The sequence below is a fragment of the Microbacterium sp. LMI1x-1-1.1 genome (assembly GCF_040676205.1).
Classification (GTDB): domain Bacteria; phylum Actinomycetota; class Actinomycetes; order Actinomycetales; family Microbacteriaceae; genus Microbacterium; species Microbacterium aquilitoris.
Genome location: NZ_JBEGHM010000001.1, coordinates 409,335 through 422,752, shown reverse-complemented (window position 1 = coordinate 422,752; position 13,418 = coordinate 409,335). Strand labels below are relative to the sequence as shown.

The following is a 13,418-nucleotide window of genomic DNA, read 5'->3' as shown; positions in this document are numbered from 1 at the left end:
TCGCCGGCCTCACCGCGATCCTCATCCGAAGGCGTCGACGACCTCTGTGCGGCGCTGCGGAACGGTCTGCGAGACGGTGTCGAATACGCGGTTCGCGCGCGTCGCCCCGAAGGGCGGCCAGCCCGGGTCGCCGGTGCGGATGAACGACACCCACGCGCCGTGCATCTCGTCGGCGAGGGACTGCGGGGCATCCTCTCCCGAGAGCGCCACCGCGTCGGGGCCGCTCAGCCGGCCGAACGCGAACGCGATCTCGACGGCGTGCGCGGCGCGCAGACCGCGGACGGGGCTCTGCCAGGCGAACTCGTACACGAAGGTGCGTTCGGGGCGGCCCTGCGCAAGCCGCGTCGCGGGCGCGCGCAAGATCTTGTCGCTGAGCGCCTGCCCGAGCGCTTCGGCGCCGCGTGAGCCGTCGGCCCGGGCCGCGCGCATCGCACCTGCCGGGATCCGCCCGAACAGGGCGAGGGCGGCGACCTTGAGCGGGCGGAGCGCGGCGATCGCCGCCGGCGACAGCCAGAGTCGGTACTCGTCGGTGTTGGTGCCGAGGAGGATCGGGGCCGCGGCATCCGTCAGCGCCTTCTCGGGAGCACGGGGCACCGACGCGGGGTCGAGGGCGAGGGCGAAGCCGCCGACGGGGATCGGCGACGACTTCCGCGTCAGCTCGAGTCGGGCGTCGACGAGCCGCTGCGGGCTGACGGCGGCGAACGCATCGCGGGTCGCGGGGATGCCGAGGTGCTTCGCGATCGCCCGGGTGACGCGGCCGGCGCGTTCGGGGGTCGACGCGTCGAGCGGCCCGGACTGGATGATCGCGCCGTGCGCGCGCTCGCCGATGCGGGGGATCGCCATGGCGGCAGCGACCAGTGCACCGCCGGCGGACTCGCCCATGAGGGTGACGCGCTCGGGGTCGCCGCCGAACGCGGCGATCTCGCGGAACACCCAGTCCACGGCCACCCCGACATCGAGCAGCCCGAGGTTGCGAGGCACCCCGTCGAGCACCGAGAACCCCTCGCTCCCCAGGCGGTAGTTGAGCGAGACGAAGACGACACCGTCGCGGGCGAACGTCGTACCGTCGTACCCCTCGAGCGCCGCTGTGCCGCGCTCGAGGGCGCCACCGTGCACCCACACCACGACGGGGGCGGCGTCGGCATCCGCGGGGGTCCAGACGTTGACGGTCAGGATGTCCTCGCCCGGGATCTCGACGCTGCTCAGCAGCGTCGCCGAATCGCCCTGGTACGGACTCTGAGGTGCGGTGGGCCCGAATCCGGTCGCCTCGCGCACGCCCTCCCACGCACGTGCCGGGACGGGGGCGGCGAACCGCCGGTCGCCGAAGGGCGGTTCCGCGTAGCGGATGCCGAGGAACCGGCGGACGCCGGCGCTCTCCGTCCCGGCGACGGTGCCCGTCGTGAGGGTGACGCTGGGTGAGGGGTGAGGCATCGGCATCCTTCCGAGACGGTGCGGCGGATGATGGCCGCGGCAGTCATCGTGGCATTCGGGGCTATGCGAACGCCATGCTCGGGTGACGGACGCCGACGGGCGCGGACCCCGAAGGATCCGCGCCCGGAGCGAGGGATGCCGCGGCGCGGCATCCGCTCAGTCGTCGATCTCGGTGGCGATGACCTTCCCGCCGGCGTCGAGGGTGACCTCGACGATCTGGCGGTCACCGGTGAGGATGGACACGTCGAACGGCGAGCGGTTGTCGTCGTCGGCGTCGATCTCGAGGACGCGGCCGGGCTGCTCGGCCAGTGCGGCGTCGACCATGGTCGCGAGGGTCTTCGCGTCGAGCACGTTCTTCGGGGCGCGGTCGTCCGCGTCAGCGGCCTCGGTCTCGCGGACGACGGCCTTCCCGTCGGCGCTCACGCGCACCTCGGTCTCGGCGCCGTCGGGTGCCGTCAGGGTGACGTCCCAGCTGCCGTCGCGGTCGGCGTCGATCGAGGTCGGAGCACCGTCGGCCACGCCCTTCGCGGCGCTGACGGCGGCGCCGAGCTCGTCGGCGCTCGCCGCGCCGATGGATCCGGATGCCGCACCCGCCGCGTCGTCGTCTGCGCGGTCGTCGGTGCGGTCGTCGTCGGTGTCCGTCGTCGTCGCGGCGGGGACCCCGCTGGACGGGGCGTCGGAGAGCCGGCTCGAGGCGACGCTGTCGAGACCGTCCTCGTCGCGGTCGTCGGCCACCGCGGAGCCGATGGCGACGCCCCCTCCGACGAGGAGGAGCGCGCCGAGCGTGGCGCCGCCCGCGATGAGGGCCGTGCGTCCGCGCCGCTTCGGGGCGGTGGGGGCCTCGGCGACGGTCGCGTACTGCTCGGTGGGGGCGGTGGTCTGGTCGGGGGTGGTGTTGTTCTCGCTCATGACCCCAGAGTGCCGAGTGGGCACTGAAGCGGACCTGAAGCGACCTGAAGCCGTCTTCAGGATGCCGGGGTGAGAGGATCGACGGATGTCCGAGAGCCTCTCCTCCGCCGCCTTCCCCCTCGACCGCGACGCCGCCGACCGGATGTGGGCCGACTACCGCGCGGCGCACCCTGGCGCCGCTGCGGCCGGAGCCGAGTACACCGTCGAGCACTTCGGCGACAGCCCGCGCCTCGCCGACCAGCTGCTCGACGCCGTGCTGAACGGTCCGAAGCGGGCGACCTCCGAGCTGGTCGCCGAGTTCTCCGAGCACGGCGACCCGCTGCCGCGGATCGGCTCGCACTGGATCGCATGCGATGGCACGGGCGCCCCGCGGATCATCATCCGCAGCACGGAGCTGCGCGTCGGGCCCTTCGCGAGCGCCGACGCGGCGTTCGCGTTCGACGAGGGCGAGGACGACCGGTCGTTCGTGAGCTGGCAGCGCGAGCACCGTCGCTACTTCGCGCGGGTCGCCGCCGCGCGCGGCGCGGAGTGGTCGGAGGACGACGAGATCGTCTTCGAGCGCTTCGCCGTGGTCTGGCCGCCCGAGCACGCCGACTGAGTCTCAGCGGTCCGGCTCAGCCGACGGCGGGGATCAGCCTGCCGCCGGCAGCCGAACCGTGAAGCGTGCGCCGCCCCAGGGCGACTCGCCCACCGCGACGGTGCCGCCGGAGGCCCGCACCACGCCCGCGACGATCGCGAGGCCGAGGCCACTGCCCCCGGCATCCCGCGCCCGTCCCTCGTCGAGACGCACGAAACGTTCGAACACGCGCTCGCGCTCTGACGCGGGGATCCCGCTGCCGTCGTCGTCGACCGTCAGTACCGCGTCCGCTCCGTCGCGCGCGACGCCGACGGCGACGCGGGATGCCGCGTGCCGGGCCGCGTTGTCGGCCAGGTTGCGGGCGATGCGGCCGAGCAGGCGTTCGTCGCCCGCGACCTGCACCGCCGTGATCGCGGAGCTGTCGACCGTGACCCCGGCGGCACGCAGGCGCGACACCTCGGCGAGGGCGAGGTCGTCGAGGTCGACGACGCCTCGCCGCTGCGGAGCCTGTTCGTCGAGGCGGGTCAGCACGAGGAGACCGTCGACGAGGTCCTGCATCCGCACACCCTCGGCGGCCACCACTTCGGCGAGGTCGTCGAGCGTCGTCGCGTCGGGGTGGGCGCGGGCGAGCTCGGCGTGCTGTCGCATGGTCGCGAGCGGGGAGCGCAGCTCGTGCGAGGCATCCGACACGAACCGGCGCTGCGCAGTCGCGGATGCATCGAGCCGGTCGAGCATGCGGTTCATCGTGACGGCCAGCGCGGCGATCTCGTCGCCCGACGAGGGCTCGGGCACGCGACGGTCGAGTCGGTCGGCGGTGATGTCCTCGACCTCGCGACGGATCCGGCCCACGGGACGGAGCGCGCGCCCGACGACCCACCAGGTGACGGCGGCGACCACGAGCACGACGAGCAGAGTGGATGCCGCGAGCAGCCAGCCCGCCGTGGCGAGCGTGGCCTCGTCGCCGTCGACCGGAGTCGCAAGCACGACCCGCATGTCGTCGTCGGTTTCCTCCACGACGATGAGGACCGGGTCGCCGTCGTACGTCACGACCTCGCCGTCGCGATCCGCGGGCAGGGTGCCGTCCTCCGCGTCCTCGGATGCCGCGATCACACGACCCGACTCGTCGATCACCTGCACGATGTCGTCATCGAGGTCGGGGATGCCGGCGGTGCCCGTGTCGTCGATGCGGGTGGTCAGCTCGGAGGCGCGCGTCTCGGCCGCTCGGGTGGTCGCGTCCCGCACCTCTGAACCCAGCACCGCGCTGAACCCGATCGACGCGAGAATCATGACGACCGCGACGATGACGGTCGCGGCGGCGGTGATGCGCGCTCGCAGGGACCTGAGGAGCGGCATCCGTCCGCTCGTCGTCACCTGGTCAGCCACCGTCGGCCGCCAGTCGGTAGCCGGCGCCGCGCACCGTCTCGATCGCGGTCCGGTCGAACGGTCGGTCGAGCTTGCGGCGCAGGTGCCCGACGTACACCTCGACGATGTTCGGGTCGCCGTCGAAGTCGTCGTCCCAGACGCCGGCGATGAGGTCGCGCTTGGAGACGACCTGTCCCTTGTGGCGCATGAGGTGCAGCAGCACGGCGAACTCGCGAGAGGTCAGTTCGATCGCGGCGTCGCCGCGGTGGACGCGTCGCGCGGCCGGATCGACGTGCAGGTCGCCGGCCTCGAGGGCGACGGGGCGCTCGACGCCGCCGCGGCGGATGAGGGCGCGGAGCCGCGCGACCAGCACGGGGTAGGAGAACGGCTTCGTGACGTAGTCATCGGCGCCGGCATCGAGGGCGTCGACCTGGTCCCACTCGCCGTCCTTGGCGGTCAGCATGAGGACGGGGGTCCAGTTCTCCTCGGCTCGCAGCGCCTCGCAGACCTTCCATCCGCTCATCCCCGGCATCATGAGGTCGAGCACAATCGCGTCGTACCGCGTCTCGCGGGCGCGCCACAGTCCGTCGACGCCGTTGTGCGCGACGTCGACGGCGAAGCCCTCGGCCTCGAGCCCGCGCCGTACGCCGTCGGCCAGGCGCACCTCGTCGTCGACCACCAGAACACGCATGCGCCCAGTGTGGCGTGCGCACGCTGAAGCGGGGCTGAAGCGGATGCCGGGGCGGGGCCGCCTTGTCCTGAACGCACGGCGAATCGCGGCATCCGTTGTCGACCTCATGCAGAACCGGTCATGCGCGGGGGGTTAGCGTGGGAGGGTGACCCCCTCGTTCGAGGCTCCGGCCGAAGCATCCGACGTCGTCCGCGTCCTCGCCGCCGACGGTTCGTACGCCCCCAGTGAGGCGGCCGAGCGCTACCTCCCCCTCATCGACGCGCTGACCGACGCCGAGCTCGAGACGTTCTACCGCGACATGGTCGTGGTGCGCGCCTTCGACCGGCAGGCGACCAACCTGCAGCGGCAGGGCCAGCTCGCCCTGTGGCCGCCGTCCCTCGGACAGGAGGCCGCGCAGGTCGGCTCGGTGCGCGCCGCCCGCGCACACGACCACGTCTTCCCCTCCTACCGCGAGCACGTCGTCGTGACGACCCGCGGCGTCGACCCGATCGACATCATCCGCCTGATGCGCGGTCTCACGCACGGCGGCTGGAATCCTGCCGAGCACCAGAACACGCACATCTACACGCTCGTCCTCGGCGCGCAGACCCTGCACGCGACGGGTCTCGGCATGGGCCTCGTCTTCGACGGTCGCACCGGCACCGGCGACCCCGAGAAGGACGAGGCGGTCATCGTCTACTACGGCGACGGCGCCTCGAGCCAGGGCGACGTCCACGAGGCCATGGTGTTCGCGGCCAGCTACCAGACGCCGCAGGTCTTCTTCCTGCAGAACAACCACTGGGCGATCTCGGTGCCCGTCTCGACTCAGTCGCGCGTGCCTCTCGCTCGCCGCGGTGAGGGCTACGGCATCCCGTCGGTGAGGGTCGACGGCAACGACGTCCTCGCGAGCTACGCCGTCAGCAAGCTCGCCCTCGACGAGGCGCGCGCCGGCGGCGGTCCCCGCGCGATCGAGGCGCTCACCTACCGGATGGGCGCGCACACGACGAGCGACGACCCGACCAAGTACCGCACGGGCGACGAAGAGCAGTCGTGGGCCGAGCGCGACCCGATCGCGCGCATGCGGGCCTTCCTGCAGAACCGCGGCACGCCGGCATCCTTCTTCGACGAGGTGGATGCCGCAGCCGCGGCCTACGCCGACGACGTGCGCGTGCGCACCAACGCCCTCGGCGACATCCCGACGGGCATCATGTTCGACCACGTCTACGGCGACGTCCACCCGCTCGTGCAGGAGCAGCAGCGCTGGCTCGCCGAGTACGAGGCATCCTTCGAGGAGGGGAACGCGTGAGCGACATCCAGACCCTGCCCTTCGCGAAGGCGCTCAACGCGGGCCTTCGCGCGGCGATGACCGCGGACGACCACGTCCTGCTGATGGGTGAGGACATCGGTCCGCTCGGCGGCGTGTTCCGCGTGACCGAGGGCCTGCACGCCGAGTTCGGCCCGCAGCGGGTGCTCGACACCCCCTTGGCGGAATCGGGCATCGTCGGCACCGCGATCGGGCTGACGATGGCCGGATTCCGTCCCGTCATCGAGATCCAGTTCGACGGCTTCGTCTTCCCCGCCTTCGACCAGATCACGACGCAGCTCGCGAAGCTCACGAACCGCCACGAGGGGAACGCGAACTTCCCCGTCGTCATCCGCATCCCCTACGGCGGGCACATCGGCGCCGTCGAGCACCACCAGGAGAGCCCCGAGGCGTACTTCGCGCACACCCCGGGTCTGCGGGTCGTGTCGCCGTCGACGCCGAACGACGCGTACTGGATGATCCAGGACGCGATCGCCTCGCCCGACCCGGTCATCTTCCTCGAGCCCAAGGCGAAGTACTGGATGAAGGGCGAGGTCGACGTCGCCGAACGCGCCCTGCCGCTCCATGCCTCGCGCGTCGTCCGCAAGGGCACCGATGTGACCCTCGTCGGTCACGGCGCCATGGTCACGACGCTCCTGCAGGCCGCTGCGCTCGCCGAAGGTGAGGGCACCTCGTGCGAGGTCATCGACGTCCGCTCGCTCGCGCCGATCGATTACGAGCCGATCCTCGAGTCCGTCCGCCGCACCGGGCGCATGATCTACGCCCAGGAGGCCCCCGGCAACGTGTCGGTGGGCTCCGAGGTCGCGGCGACCGTCATGGAGAGGGCGTTCTACGCCCTCGAGGCGCCGGTCCTGCGGGTCTCGGGCTTCGACGTGCCGTTCCCGCCCGCGAAGCTCGAGGGCCAGTACCTCCCCGACGCCGACCGCATCCTCGAGGCCGTCGACCGCGCCCTCGCCTACTGACCCCCGACGATGCCCCCCTACCCGCGACCCCCGCACGTCCGCGAGACTGCACGTGTGCGCCGAGACTGCGGCGTCAGCCCGCTGTCTCGACGCGCGGCTGCAGTCTCGCGGGGATGGAGATGACATGAGCACGCAGACCTTCCACCTGCCGGACGTCGGCGAAGGCCTCACCGAGGCCGAGATCGTGCAGTGGCGTGTGGCGCCCGGCGATGCGGTCGACGTCAACGACGTCCTCGTCGAGATCGAGACGGCCAAGTCGCTCGTCGAGCTGCCGTCGCCGTTCAGCGGCACGGTCGGCGACATCCTCGCCACCGAGGGCACGACCGTCGAGGTCGGTGCGGCGATCATCACGATCGCCGGTGGCGAGGGGCAGCCGGATGCCGACATCGGCCGCTCCGAGCATGGTGAGAAGCCCGCCGAGGAGCCCGGTGGCTCGGTGCTCGTCGGCTACGGCACCGGTGGCGAGGTCAAGTCGCGTCGCCGCAAGCCGGCCGAGAAGCCCGTTACCCGCGCCGTGGGCGTCGTCGCGAAGCCCCCGATCCGCAAGCTCGCGCGCGACCTCGGCGTCGACCTGGCCGACGTGTCGCCGAGTGGCACCGCCGGCGAGGTCACCCGCGAGGACGTCGTCCGCCACGCTGAGCAGGCCTCGGTGTTCCGCAACATCGCGACCCCCGACCTCCCCGAGGAGCGCGAGCTCTCGATCCCCGTCGCGGCACCGGCGGCATCCGCCCCCGCTCCTGCAGCACCCCAGGCTGATGCCCGCGAAGAGGCCATCACGGTGAAGGGCGTGCGCAAGGCGACGGCCAACGCGATGACCTCGAGCGCGTACACGGCGCCGCACGTGTCGGTCTGGACCGACGTCGACGCGACCCGCACGATGGAGCTCGTCAAGCGGCTCAAGGCCTCGCCCGACTTCGCCGACGTGAAGATCTCGCCGCTGCTGATCTTCTCGCGCGCAGTCATCTGGGCCCTCCGCCGCACGCCGATGATCAACGCCGCATGGGTCGAGACCGAGAACGGCGCCGAGATCCGCGTGCGTCACTACGTGAACCTCGGCATCGCGGCGGCGACCCCCCGCGGTCTGCTCGTCCCGAACATCAAGGACGCGCAGGACCTCAACATGCGCGGCCTCGCGCGGGCCCTCGAGAAGCTGACCGCCACCGCGCGTGACGGCAAGACGACGCCGGCCGACCAGCAGGGCGGCACGTTCACGATCACGAACATCGGCGTCTTCGGGATGGATGCCGGGACCCCGATCATCAATCCGGGCGAGTCCGGCATCATCGCCATGGGCACGATCCGCCAGAAGCCGTGGGTCGTCGACGGCGAGGTGCGCCCGCGCTTCGTGACGACCGTGTCGGGATCGTTCGACCACCGCGTCATCGACGGCGACGGCATCAGCCGCTTCATCGCCGACGTCGCGTCGGTGCTCGAGGAGCCGGCGCTCCTGCTCGACTGAGACCTGCCTCAGGCCCGGTCCGCGCCCGCCTTGTCGCGGAACCAGCCGCCGAGGGCGTCGGCCGACTCGCGTGCCGACGCTTCGTCACCGGCCGCCTGGATCGCCGTCGCCGCGTCGCCCGAGCCGTCGCCGGGAACGGTCGGTTCGTAGCCCATGGACCAGGTCGCGTACTTGCGTTCCGTGACCTGCTCGTCGAGCAGGACGCGGACGTCGGTGTGGCGCGGATCGCGGCCGATGCGCTCCAGGAGGGCGCGGACCGCGGCATCCGGTCCTTCGAGGATCTGGATGAAGTCGGGCTCGCTGTAGACGAGCATGCCCGTGATGCCGTCGCGGGAGTTGTTCGCGCGGCTCTCGGTGAGCAGGTCGACCAGGCTCGCGTGATCGAAGGATGCCGTGGCGCGGCTCGCGTACGCGATGAAGGTCAGCTGCTCGGTCATGTGCGAATCCCCCGGGTGATGGTGCGCCGGAGGGTGCGGGTGCCGCCCGGTCCGACGACAGTAACACCGGGTGGCGGGCGTTTCCGCCGGCCGGGCACGGACCAATGAGTCCGCTGAGCGTTGCCCGCTGAGTTTGAGAACCGTTATCAACAGGACATACACTCGATCCATGACCTCTCGTGTGCCCGCCCTCGCCGCCCTCGCGGCCGGATCCGTCCTCGTCCTCGCCGGATGCGCCACGGCGACCCCGGCCGGTTCGTCCGGCGGCGACGCCTCCCCCCTCAAGGTCGTCGCGTCGACCAACGTCTACGGCTCCCTCGCCGAGGCCATCGGCGGCAAGGACGTCGAGGTCACGTCGATCATCCACTCGATGTCACAGGACCCCCACTCCTACGAGGCATCCGCCCGCGATCAGCTGACCATCTCGGACGCCGACCTCATCCTCGAGAACGGCGCCGGCTACGACAGCTTCCTCGACTCGCTCGTCGAGGCGAGCGGCACGAAGGCTCCGGTCCTCACCGCCGTCGAGTACTCGCACGCGTACGAGGACGCCGACCCGCAGCACGCCGACGACCACGGCCACGGGCACATCGAGGGCTTCAACGAGCACGTCTGGTACGACCCGCACACGATGGAGGAGTACATCACCGCCATCGCGAAGGAACTGGGCACGCTGGATGCCGCCAAGGCCGACACCTTCACGAAGAACGCCGACACCCTCATCGAGGGCATCAGCGGTCTCGAGACCTCGCTCGACGGTCTCAAGGCGAAGTACGACGGCGAGAAGGTCTTCGTCACGGAACCCGTGCCGCTCTACCTGACCGCTGCCGCGGGCCTCGAGAACGCGACCCCGGAGGCGTTCAGCGAAGCCGTCGAAGAGGGTCAGGACGTCCCGCCGGCGACGCTGCTCGAGGCCACGAAGATCCTGGAGTCGGGCGAGGTCCGTACGGTCGTCGTCAACGCGCAGACCGGTGGTGCCGAGACCAGCGAGATCAAGAAGCTCGCGAAGACGAACGACATCCCGGTGCTGAAAGTCACCGAGGTGATGCCCGAAGGGCTGACTTACGTGACGTGGATGCAGAAGAACATCGACGAGCTGGCGGGTACGCTGACCCGGTGACCCGGCACGCATCACCCCCTCTCGAGATCCGGGGTGCCGCGCTCCGGCGCGGCGGACGCGAGCTCTGGAGCGGACTCGACCTCACGGTCGAGCCGGGTGAGTTGATCGCCGTCCTCGGCCCCAGCGGCTCGGGCAAGACCACCCTTCTGCGCGCCATCCTCGGACTCGAGGACCTCAGCGAGGGCACGGTCGAGGTCGACGGCAAGCGGGTCGCCCGCGCGGGGAACCGCGGCATCGGCTACCTGCCGCAGACCCGGCCGCTCCCGCGCGACACCGCACTCCGCGGCCGCGACCTCGTCGCCCTGGGCGTCAACGGGCACCGCTTCGGGCCCCCGATACCGCGGCGCAGAGACCGCGAGCGGGTCGACGAGCTGATCGCCGCGATCGGCGCCACCGACTTCGCCGATCGACCCGTCGGCATCCTGTCGGGTGGTGAGCAGCAGCGCCTGCGCGTCGGTCAGGCCCTCGCCGACGACCCCCGTCTGCTCCTCTGCGACGAGCCGCTGACCAGTCTCGACCTCGCGAATCAGCAGGCCGTCGTCGGTCTCATCGACCGGCACCGCCGCAGCGGTGCCGCAGTCCTGCTCGTCACCCACGACATCAACCCGCTGCTCGGCAAGGTCGACCGCATCCTCTACATCGCGAACGGGCGGTTCACCCTCGGCGCACCGAAGGACGTCCTCACCTCCGAGGTCCTCACCGACCTCTACGGCGCTCCCGTGTTCGTGCTCGAAGCGGGCGACCGTCTGGTCGTCGTCGGCGCTCCCGACGCCGAGGCATCCCACCACCATCACGAGGACCACGCATGAACTGGGACGACATCGCGAACGCCATGTTCGGCGGCGTACCCGTGTACGGGCAGATCCTCGCGCTCGTGCAGAACTCGGTGTGGGCGGGTGCCATCCTCGGCCTCGTCGGCGGGCTCATCGGCGTCTTCGTCCTGCAGCGCGACATGGCGTTCGCCGTGCACGGCATCAGCGAGCTCTCGTTCGCCGGTGCGGCGGCAGCGCTCCTGATCGGCGCGGACGTCGTCACGGGGTCGATCGTCGGGTCGATGGTCGCCGCGGCGTTGATCGGCTGGCTCGGCTCGCGCGCCCGCGACCGCAACTCGATCATCGGCGTGCTCATGCCGTTCGGTCTCGGCCTCGGCATCCTCTTCCTCGCGCTCTACAACGGGCGGAGCGCCAACCGGTTCAGCCTCCTGACGGGGCAGATCGTGTCGGTGCAGTCCGACCAGCTGACCTGGCTGATCGCGATCTCCGCCGTCGTGCTGGTGGCGCTTCTGCTGATCTGGCGACCGCTGCGATTCGATTCGCTCGATCCGCAGTCCGCGGCGGCGCGCGGCGTGCCGACGGGGCTGATCTCGCTCGCGTTCATGCTGTTGCTGGGACTCGCGGTCGCCGTGGCCGTCCACATCATCGGCGCGCTGCTCGTCCTCGCGCTGCTCGTGACGCCGGCCGCCGCCGCGGCGCGCATCGCGCACGGCCCCGTCGCGGTCCCGCTGCTCGCGGCCCTGTTCGGCGTCGTCTCGGCGGTCGGCGGCATCCTGCTCGCCGTCGCCGGAACCCTGCCCGTGAGCCCGTACATCACGACGATCTCGTTCGTCATCTACCTCGTCTGCCGTGTCGTCGGCGACCGGCGGGGCCGGGTGGAGCGCACGGACGCCGCGCACCGCACCCAGCCCGTCGCTAGCGTCCGCGCGTAGAATCCGCCCATGGCCCAGCGCAACACCTGGCAGCGAGAGCGCGTGCGCTCGGCGCTGTCCGACGCTCCCGGGTTCGTGAGCGCTCAGGATCTGCACGCCGCGCTCCGCGACGAGAACACCGGCATCGGTCTCGCGACCGTCTACCGGGCGCTCGCGACCCTCGCCGCGAGCGGTGAGGCGGATCAGCTCCAGTCGCCCGAGGGTGAGGCGATCTACCGCGCCTGCGCCAGCACCGGCCACCACCATCACCTCATCTGCCGGGTGTGCGGCAAGGCCGTCGAGATCCAGGCCGACGAGGTCGAGACCTGGGCGAAGCGGACGGCGGCGGCGAACGGGTTCACCGATGCCGAGCACGTCGTCGACATCTTCGGCACGTGCGCCGAGTGCTCCGCGCGGATCGCGCAGGGCGACGACCGGCCTGAGGCCCGTGCGGACTGAGGTCCGCCCCGCGGCATCCCGAGCATCGTCGACCCCCTCGCCGGGGTCGGCTGCGCGCGGCGCGCTCTGGCTGGGGCTCGGGCTCCTCGCCGTCCTCGCGCTCATCGGCGTCGCCCTGTGGAGCCCGTCGCCCGAACTGCCCACGCGAGCCCAGGACGGTCTGACCCTCGCCCTCAGCGTGCTCATCGAGTCGCTGCCGTTCGTCATGCTCGGCGTGATCCTGTCGATCGTCGTGCAGGTGTGGGTGCCGCCGGGGGTCATCGAACGGTGGATGCCGCGGAACGCGTGGGGTCGCCGCGCTGTCCTGTCGCTCCTCGGCATGCTGATCCCGGTGTGCGAGTGCGGCAACGTCCCGTTCGCCCGCGGCCTCATGATGCGCGGGTTCTCGGTCGCCGAGACGCTGACGTTCCTGGTGGCGGCGCCCATCGTCAACCCGATCGTCATCATCACGACGCACCAGGCCTTCGGCTTCGACGACGGCATCCTCGTCGCCCGTCTGCTCGGCGGCTACCTGATCGCCAACGTCATCGGATGGCTGTACAGCCGGCATCCCGATCAGGACGCCCTCATCACCGACCGCTTCCGTGACGCGTGTCTGGCCGAGCAGGGCGTGAGCGGCGACCGTGCCCGCCGCAGCCTCGCCCAGTTCGTCGTCGAGCTGCGCGCGGTCATGCCGGCCCTCATCATCGGATCCGCCGTCGCCGGCGCTGTCCAGGTCATCGTCCCGCGCAACGTGCTGCTGTCGATCGGGTCGAACCCGGCCCTGTCGATCGCAGCGATGATCATGCTCGCGATGATCGTGTCGATCTGCTCGAACGTCGACGCGTTCTTCGCGCTGTCGTTCGCCTCGACGTTCACCCCGGGTGCGATCGTCGCGTTCCTGCTCGTCGGACCCCTCGTCGACGTGAAGATGCTCGCGCTCCTGCGCACCACCTTCCGGACGCGGGTGCTCGGCGTCCTCGTGGCGACGGTCGTCCTCGCAGCGGCGGCGATCGGAGGGGTGGTGAACCTCCTTGCGTGACAC

Annotated in this window: 14 protein-coding genes; 9 read left to right on the top strand and 5 right to left on the bottom strand. The window is 71.4% G+C overall.

Annotated elements, in window-relative coordinates:
* Window positions 1–21: 21 nt before the first annotated feature.
* Window positions 22–1,431, bottom strand: coding sequence for a carboxylesterase/lipase family protein (locus MRBLMI1x_RS02010; RefSeq protein WP_363455495.1), 1,410 nt, complete (start codon window positions 1,429–1,431; stop codon window positions 22–24).
* Window positions 1,432–1,587: 156 nt separating this feature from the next.
* Window positions 1,588–2,340: a PepSY domain-containing protein gene (locus MRBLMI1x_RS02005; protein ID WP_363455492.1), complete on the bottom strand. Its 753-nt coding sequence runs from the start codon at window positions 2,338–2,340 to the stop codon at window positions 1,588–1,590.
* A gap of 85 nt (window positions 2,341–2,425) precedes the next feature.
* Between MRBLMI1x_RS02005 and MRBLMI1x_RS02000 the strand changes: the two genes are divergently transcribed.
* Complete coding sequence (locus MRBLMI1x_RS02000; protein WP_363455489.1) at window positions 2,426–2,938, top strand: ASCH domain-containing protein; 513 nt, start codon at window positions 2,426–2,428, stop codon at window positions 2,936–2,938.
* Between the two features lie 33 nt (window positions 2,939–2,971).
* Here the strand turns inward: MRBLMI1x_RS02000 and MRBLMI1x_RS01995 are convergent, their stop codons facing one another.
* Together MRBLMI1x_RS01995 and MRBLMI1x_RS01990 are read right to left on the bottom strand one after the other, a co-directional pair.
* Entirely contained in the window at window positions 2,972–4,300 is a 1,329-nt protein-coding gene (locus tag MRBLMI1x_RS01995) for a sensor histidine kinase (RefSeq protein ID WP_363455486.1), read from the bottom strand.
* A complete protein-coding gene (locus MRBLMI1x_RS01990) occupies window positions 4,293–4,970 on the bottom strand; it encodes a response regulator transcription factor (protein ID WP_363455483.1) in 678 nt (225 codons plus the stop codon). The genes MRBLMI1x_RS01995 and MRBLMI1x_RS01990 overlap by 8 nt, the downstream gene beginning before the upstream one ends.
* Window positions 4,971–5,115: 145 nt before the next feature.
* On the opposite strand from MRBLMI1x_RS01990, the gene MRBLMI1x_RS01985 reads away from it, so the two are divergent.
* From MRBLMI1x_RS01985 to MRBLMI1x_RS01975, 3 genes are all read left to right on the top strand, one after another.
* Window positions 5,116–6,255: a thiamine pyrophosphate-dependent enzyme gene (locus MRBLMI1x_RS01985; RefSeq protein ID WP_363455480.1), complete on the top strand. Its 1,140-nt coding sequence runs from the start codon at window positions 5,116–5,118 to the stop codon at window positions 6,253–6,255.
* Window positions 6,252–7,235 (top strand): alpha-ketoacid dehydrogenase subunit beta, encoded by a 984-nt coding sequence (locus tag MRBLMI1x_RS01980; protein WP_311858314.1) that lies wholly within the window; start codon window positions 6,252–6,254, stop codon window positions 7,233–7,235. Before MRBLMI1x_RS01985 ends, MRBLMI1x_RS01980 begins: the two co-directional genes overlap by 4 nt.
* A 124-nt stretch (window positions 7,236–7,359) precedes the next feature.
* A complete protein-coding gene (locus tag MRBLMI1x_RS01975) occupies window positions 7,360–8,694 on the top strand; it encodes a dihydrolipoamide acetyltransferase family protein (protein WP_363455476.1) in 1,335 nt (444 codons plus the stop codon).
* An 8-nt stretch (window positions 8,695–8,702) separates the two neighbouring features.
* On the opposite strand, the gene MRBLMI1x_RS01970 is transcribed toward MRBLMI1x_RS01975, so the two are convergent.
* Window positions 8,703–9,131: a BLUF domain-containing protein gene (locus MRBLMI1x_RS01970; protein ID WP_363455473.1), complete on the bottom strand. Its 429-nt coding sequence runs from the start codon at window positions 9,129–9,131 to the stop codon at window positions 8,703–8,705.
* A gap of 169 nt (window positions 9,132–9,300) precedes the next feature.
* On the opposite strand from MRBLMI1x_RS01970, the gene MRBLMI1x_RS01965 reads away from it, so the two are divergent.
* The 5 genes from MRBLMI1x_RS01965 to MRBLMI1x_RS01945 are packed head-to-tail and all read left to right on the top strand — an operon-like array spanning window position 9,301 to window position 13,415.
* Complete coding sequence (locus tag MRBLMI1x_RS01965; protein WP_363455470.1) at window positions 9,301–10,251, top strand: metal ABC transporter solute-binding protein, Zn/Mn family; 951 nt, start codon at window positions 9,301–9,303, stop codon at window positions 10,249–10,251.
* Window positions 10,248–11,060 (top strand): metal ABC transporter ATP-binding protein, encoded by an 813-nt coding sequence (locus MRBLMI1x_RS01960; protein WP_116227712.1) that lies wholly within the window; start codon window positions 10,248–10,250, stop codon window positions 11,058–11,060. The genes MRBLMI1x_RS01965 and MRBLMI1x_RS01960 overlap by 4 nt, the downstream gene beginning before the upstream one ends.
* Window positions 11,057–11,956 (top strand): metal ABC transporter permease, encoded by a 900-nt coding sequence (locus MRBLMI1x_RS01955; protein WP_018187665.1) that lies wholly within the window; start codon window positions 11,057–11,059, stop codon window positions 11,954–11,956. Before MRBLMI1x_RS01960 ends, MRBLMI1x_RS01955 begins: the two co-directional genes overlap by 4 nt.
* A 9-nt stretch (window positions 11,957–11,965) precedes the next feature.
* Window positions 11,966–12,394 carry a Fur family transcriptional regulator gene (locus MRBLMI1x_RS01950; protein ID WP_018187664.1) on the top strand — a complete coding sequence of 143 codons (429 nt, stop codon included), beginning with the start codon at window positions 11,966–11,968 and terminating at the stop codon, window positions 12,392–12,394.
* Window positions 12,384–13,415, top strand: a complete 1,032-nt coding sequence (locus MRBLMI1x_RS01945; protein ID WP_020098413.1) for a permease — start codon at window positions 12,384–12,386, stop codon at window positions 13,413–13,415. The genes MRBLMI1x_RS01950 and MRBLMI1x_RS01945 overlap by 11 nt, the downstream gene beginning before the upstream one ends.
* The last annotated feature ends 3 nt before the right edge of the window (window positions 13,416–13,418 follow it).

Bases quoted from the DNA above. Each gene is read 5' to 3' on its own strand.
- MRBLMI1x_RS01990 (WP_363455483.1), bottom strand. From the start codon at position 4,970: ATGCGTGTTCTGGTGGTCGACGACGAGGTGCGCCTGGCCGACGGCGTA.
- MRBLMI1x_RS01965 (WP_363455470.1), top strand. From the start codon at position 9,301: ATGACCTCTCGTGTGCCCGCCCTCGCCGCCCTCGCGGCCGGATCCGTC.
- MRBLMI1x_RS01950 (WP_018187664.1), top strand. From the start codon at position 11,966: ATGGCCCAGCGCAACACCTGGCAGCGAGAGCGCGTGCGCTCGGCGCTG.
- MRBLMI1x_RS02010 (WP_363455495.1), bottom strand. From the start codon at position 1,431: ATGCCTCACCCCTCACCCAGCGTCACCCTCACGACGGGCACCGTCGCC.
- MRBLMI1x_RS02005 (WP_363455492.1), bottom strand. From the start codon at position 2,340: ATGAGCGAGAACAACACCACCCCCGACCAGACCACCGCCCCCACCGAG.
- MRBLMI1x_RS01955 (WP_018187665.1), top strand. From the start codon at position 11,057: ATGAACTGGGACGACATCGCGAACGCCATGTTCGGCGGCGTACCCGTG.
- MRBLMI1x_RS01975 (WP_363455476.1), top strand. From the start codon at position 7,360: ATGAGCACGCAGACCTTCCACCTGCCGGACGTCGGCGAAGGCCTCACC.
- MRBLMI1x_RS02000 (WP_363455489.1), top strand. From the start codon at position 2,426: ATGTCCGAGAGCCTCTCCTCCGCCGCCTTCCCCCTCGACCGCGACGCC.
- MRBLMI1x_RS01970 (WP_363455473.1), bottom strand. From the start codon at position 9,131: ATGACCGAGCAGCTGACCTTCATCGCGTACGCGAGCCGCGCCACGGCA.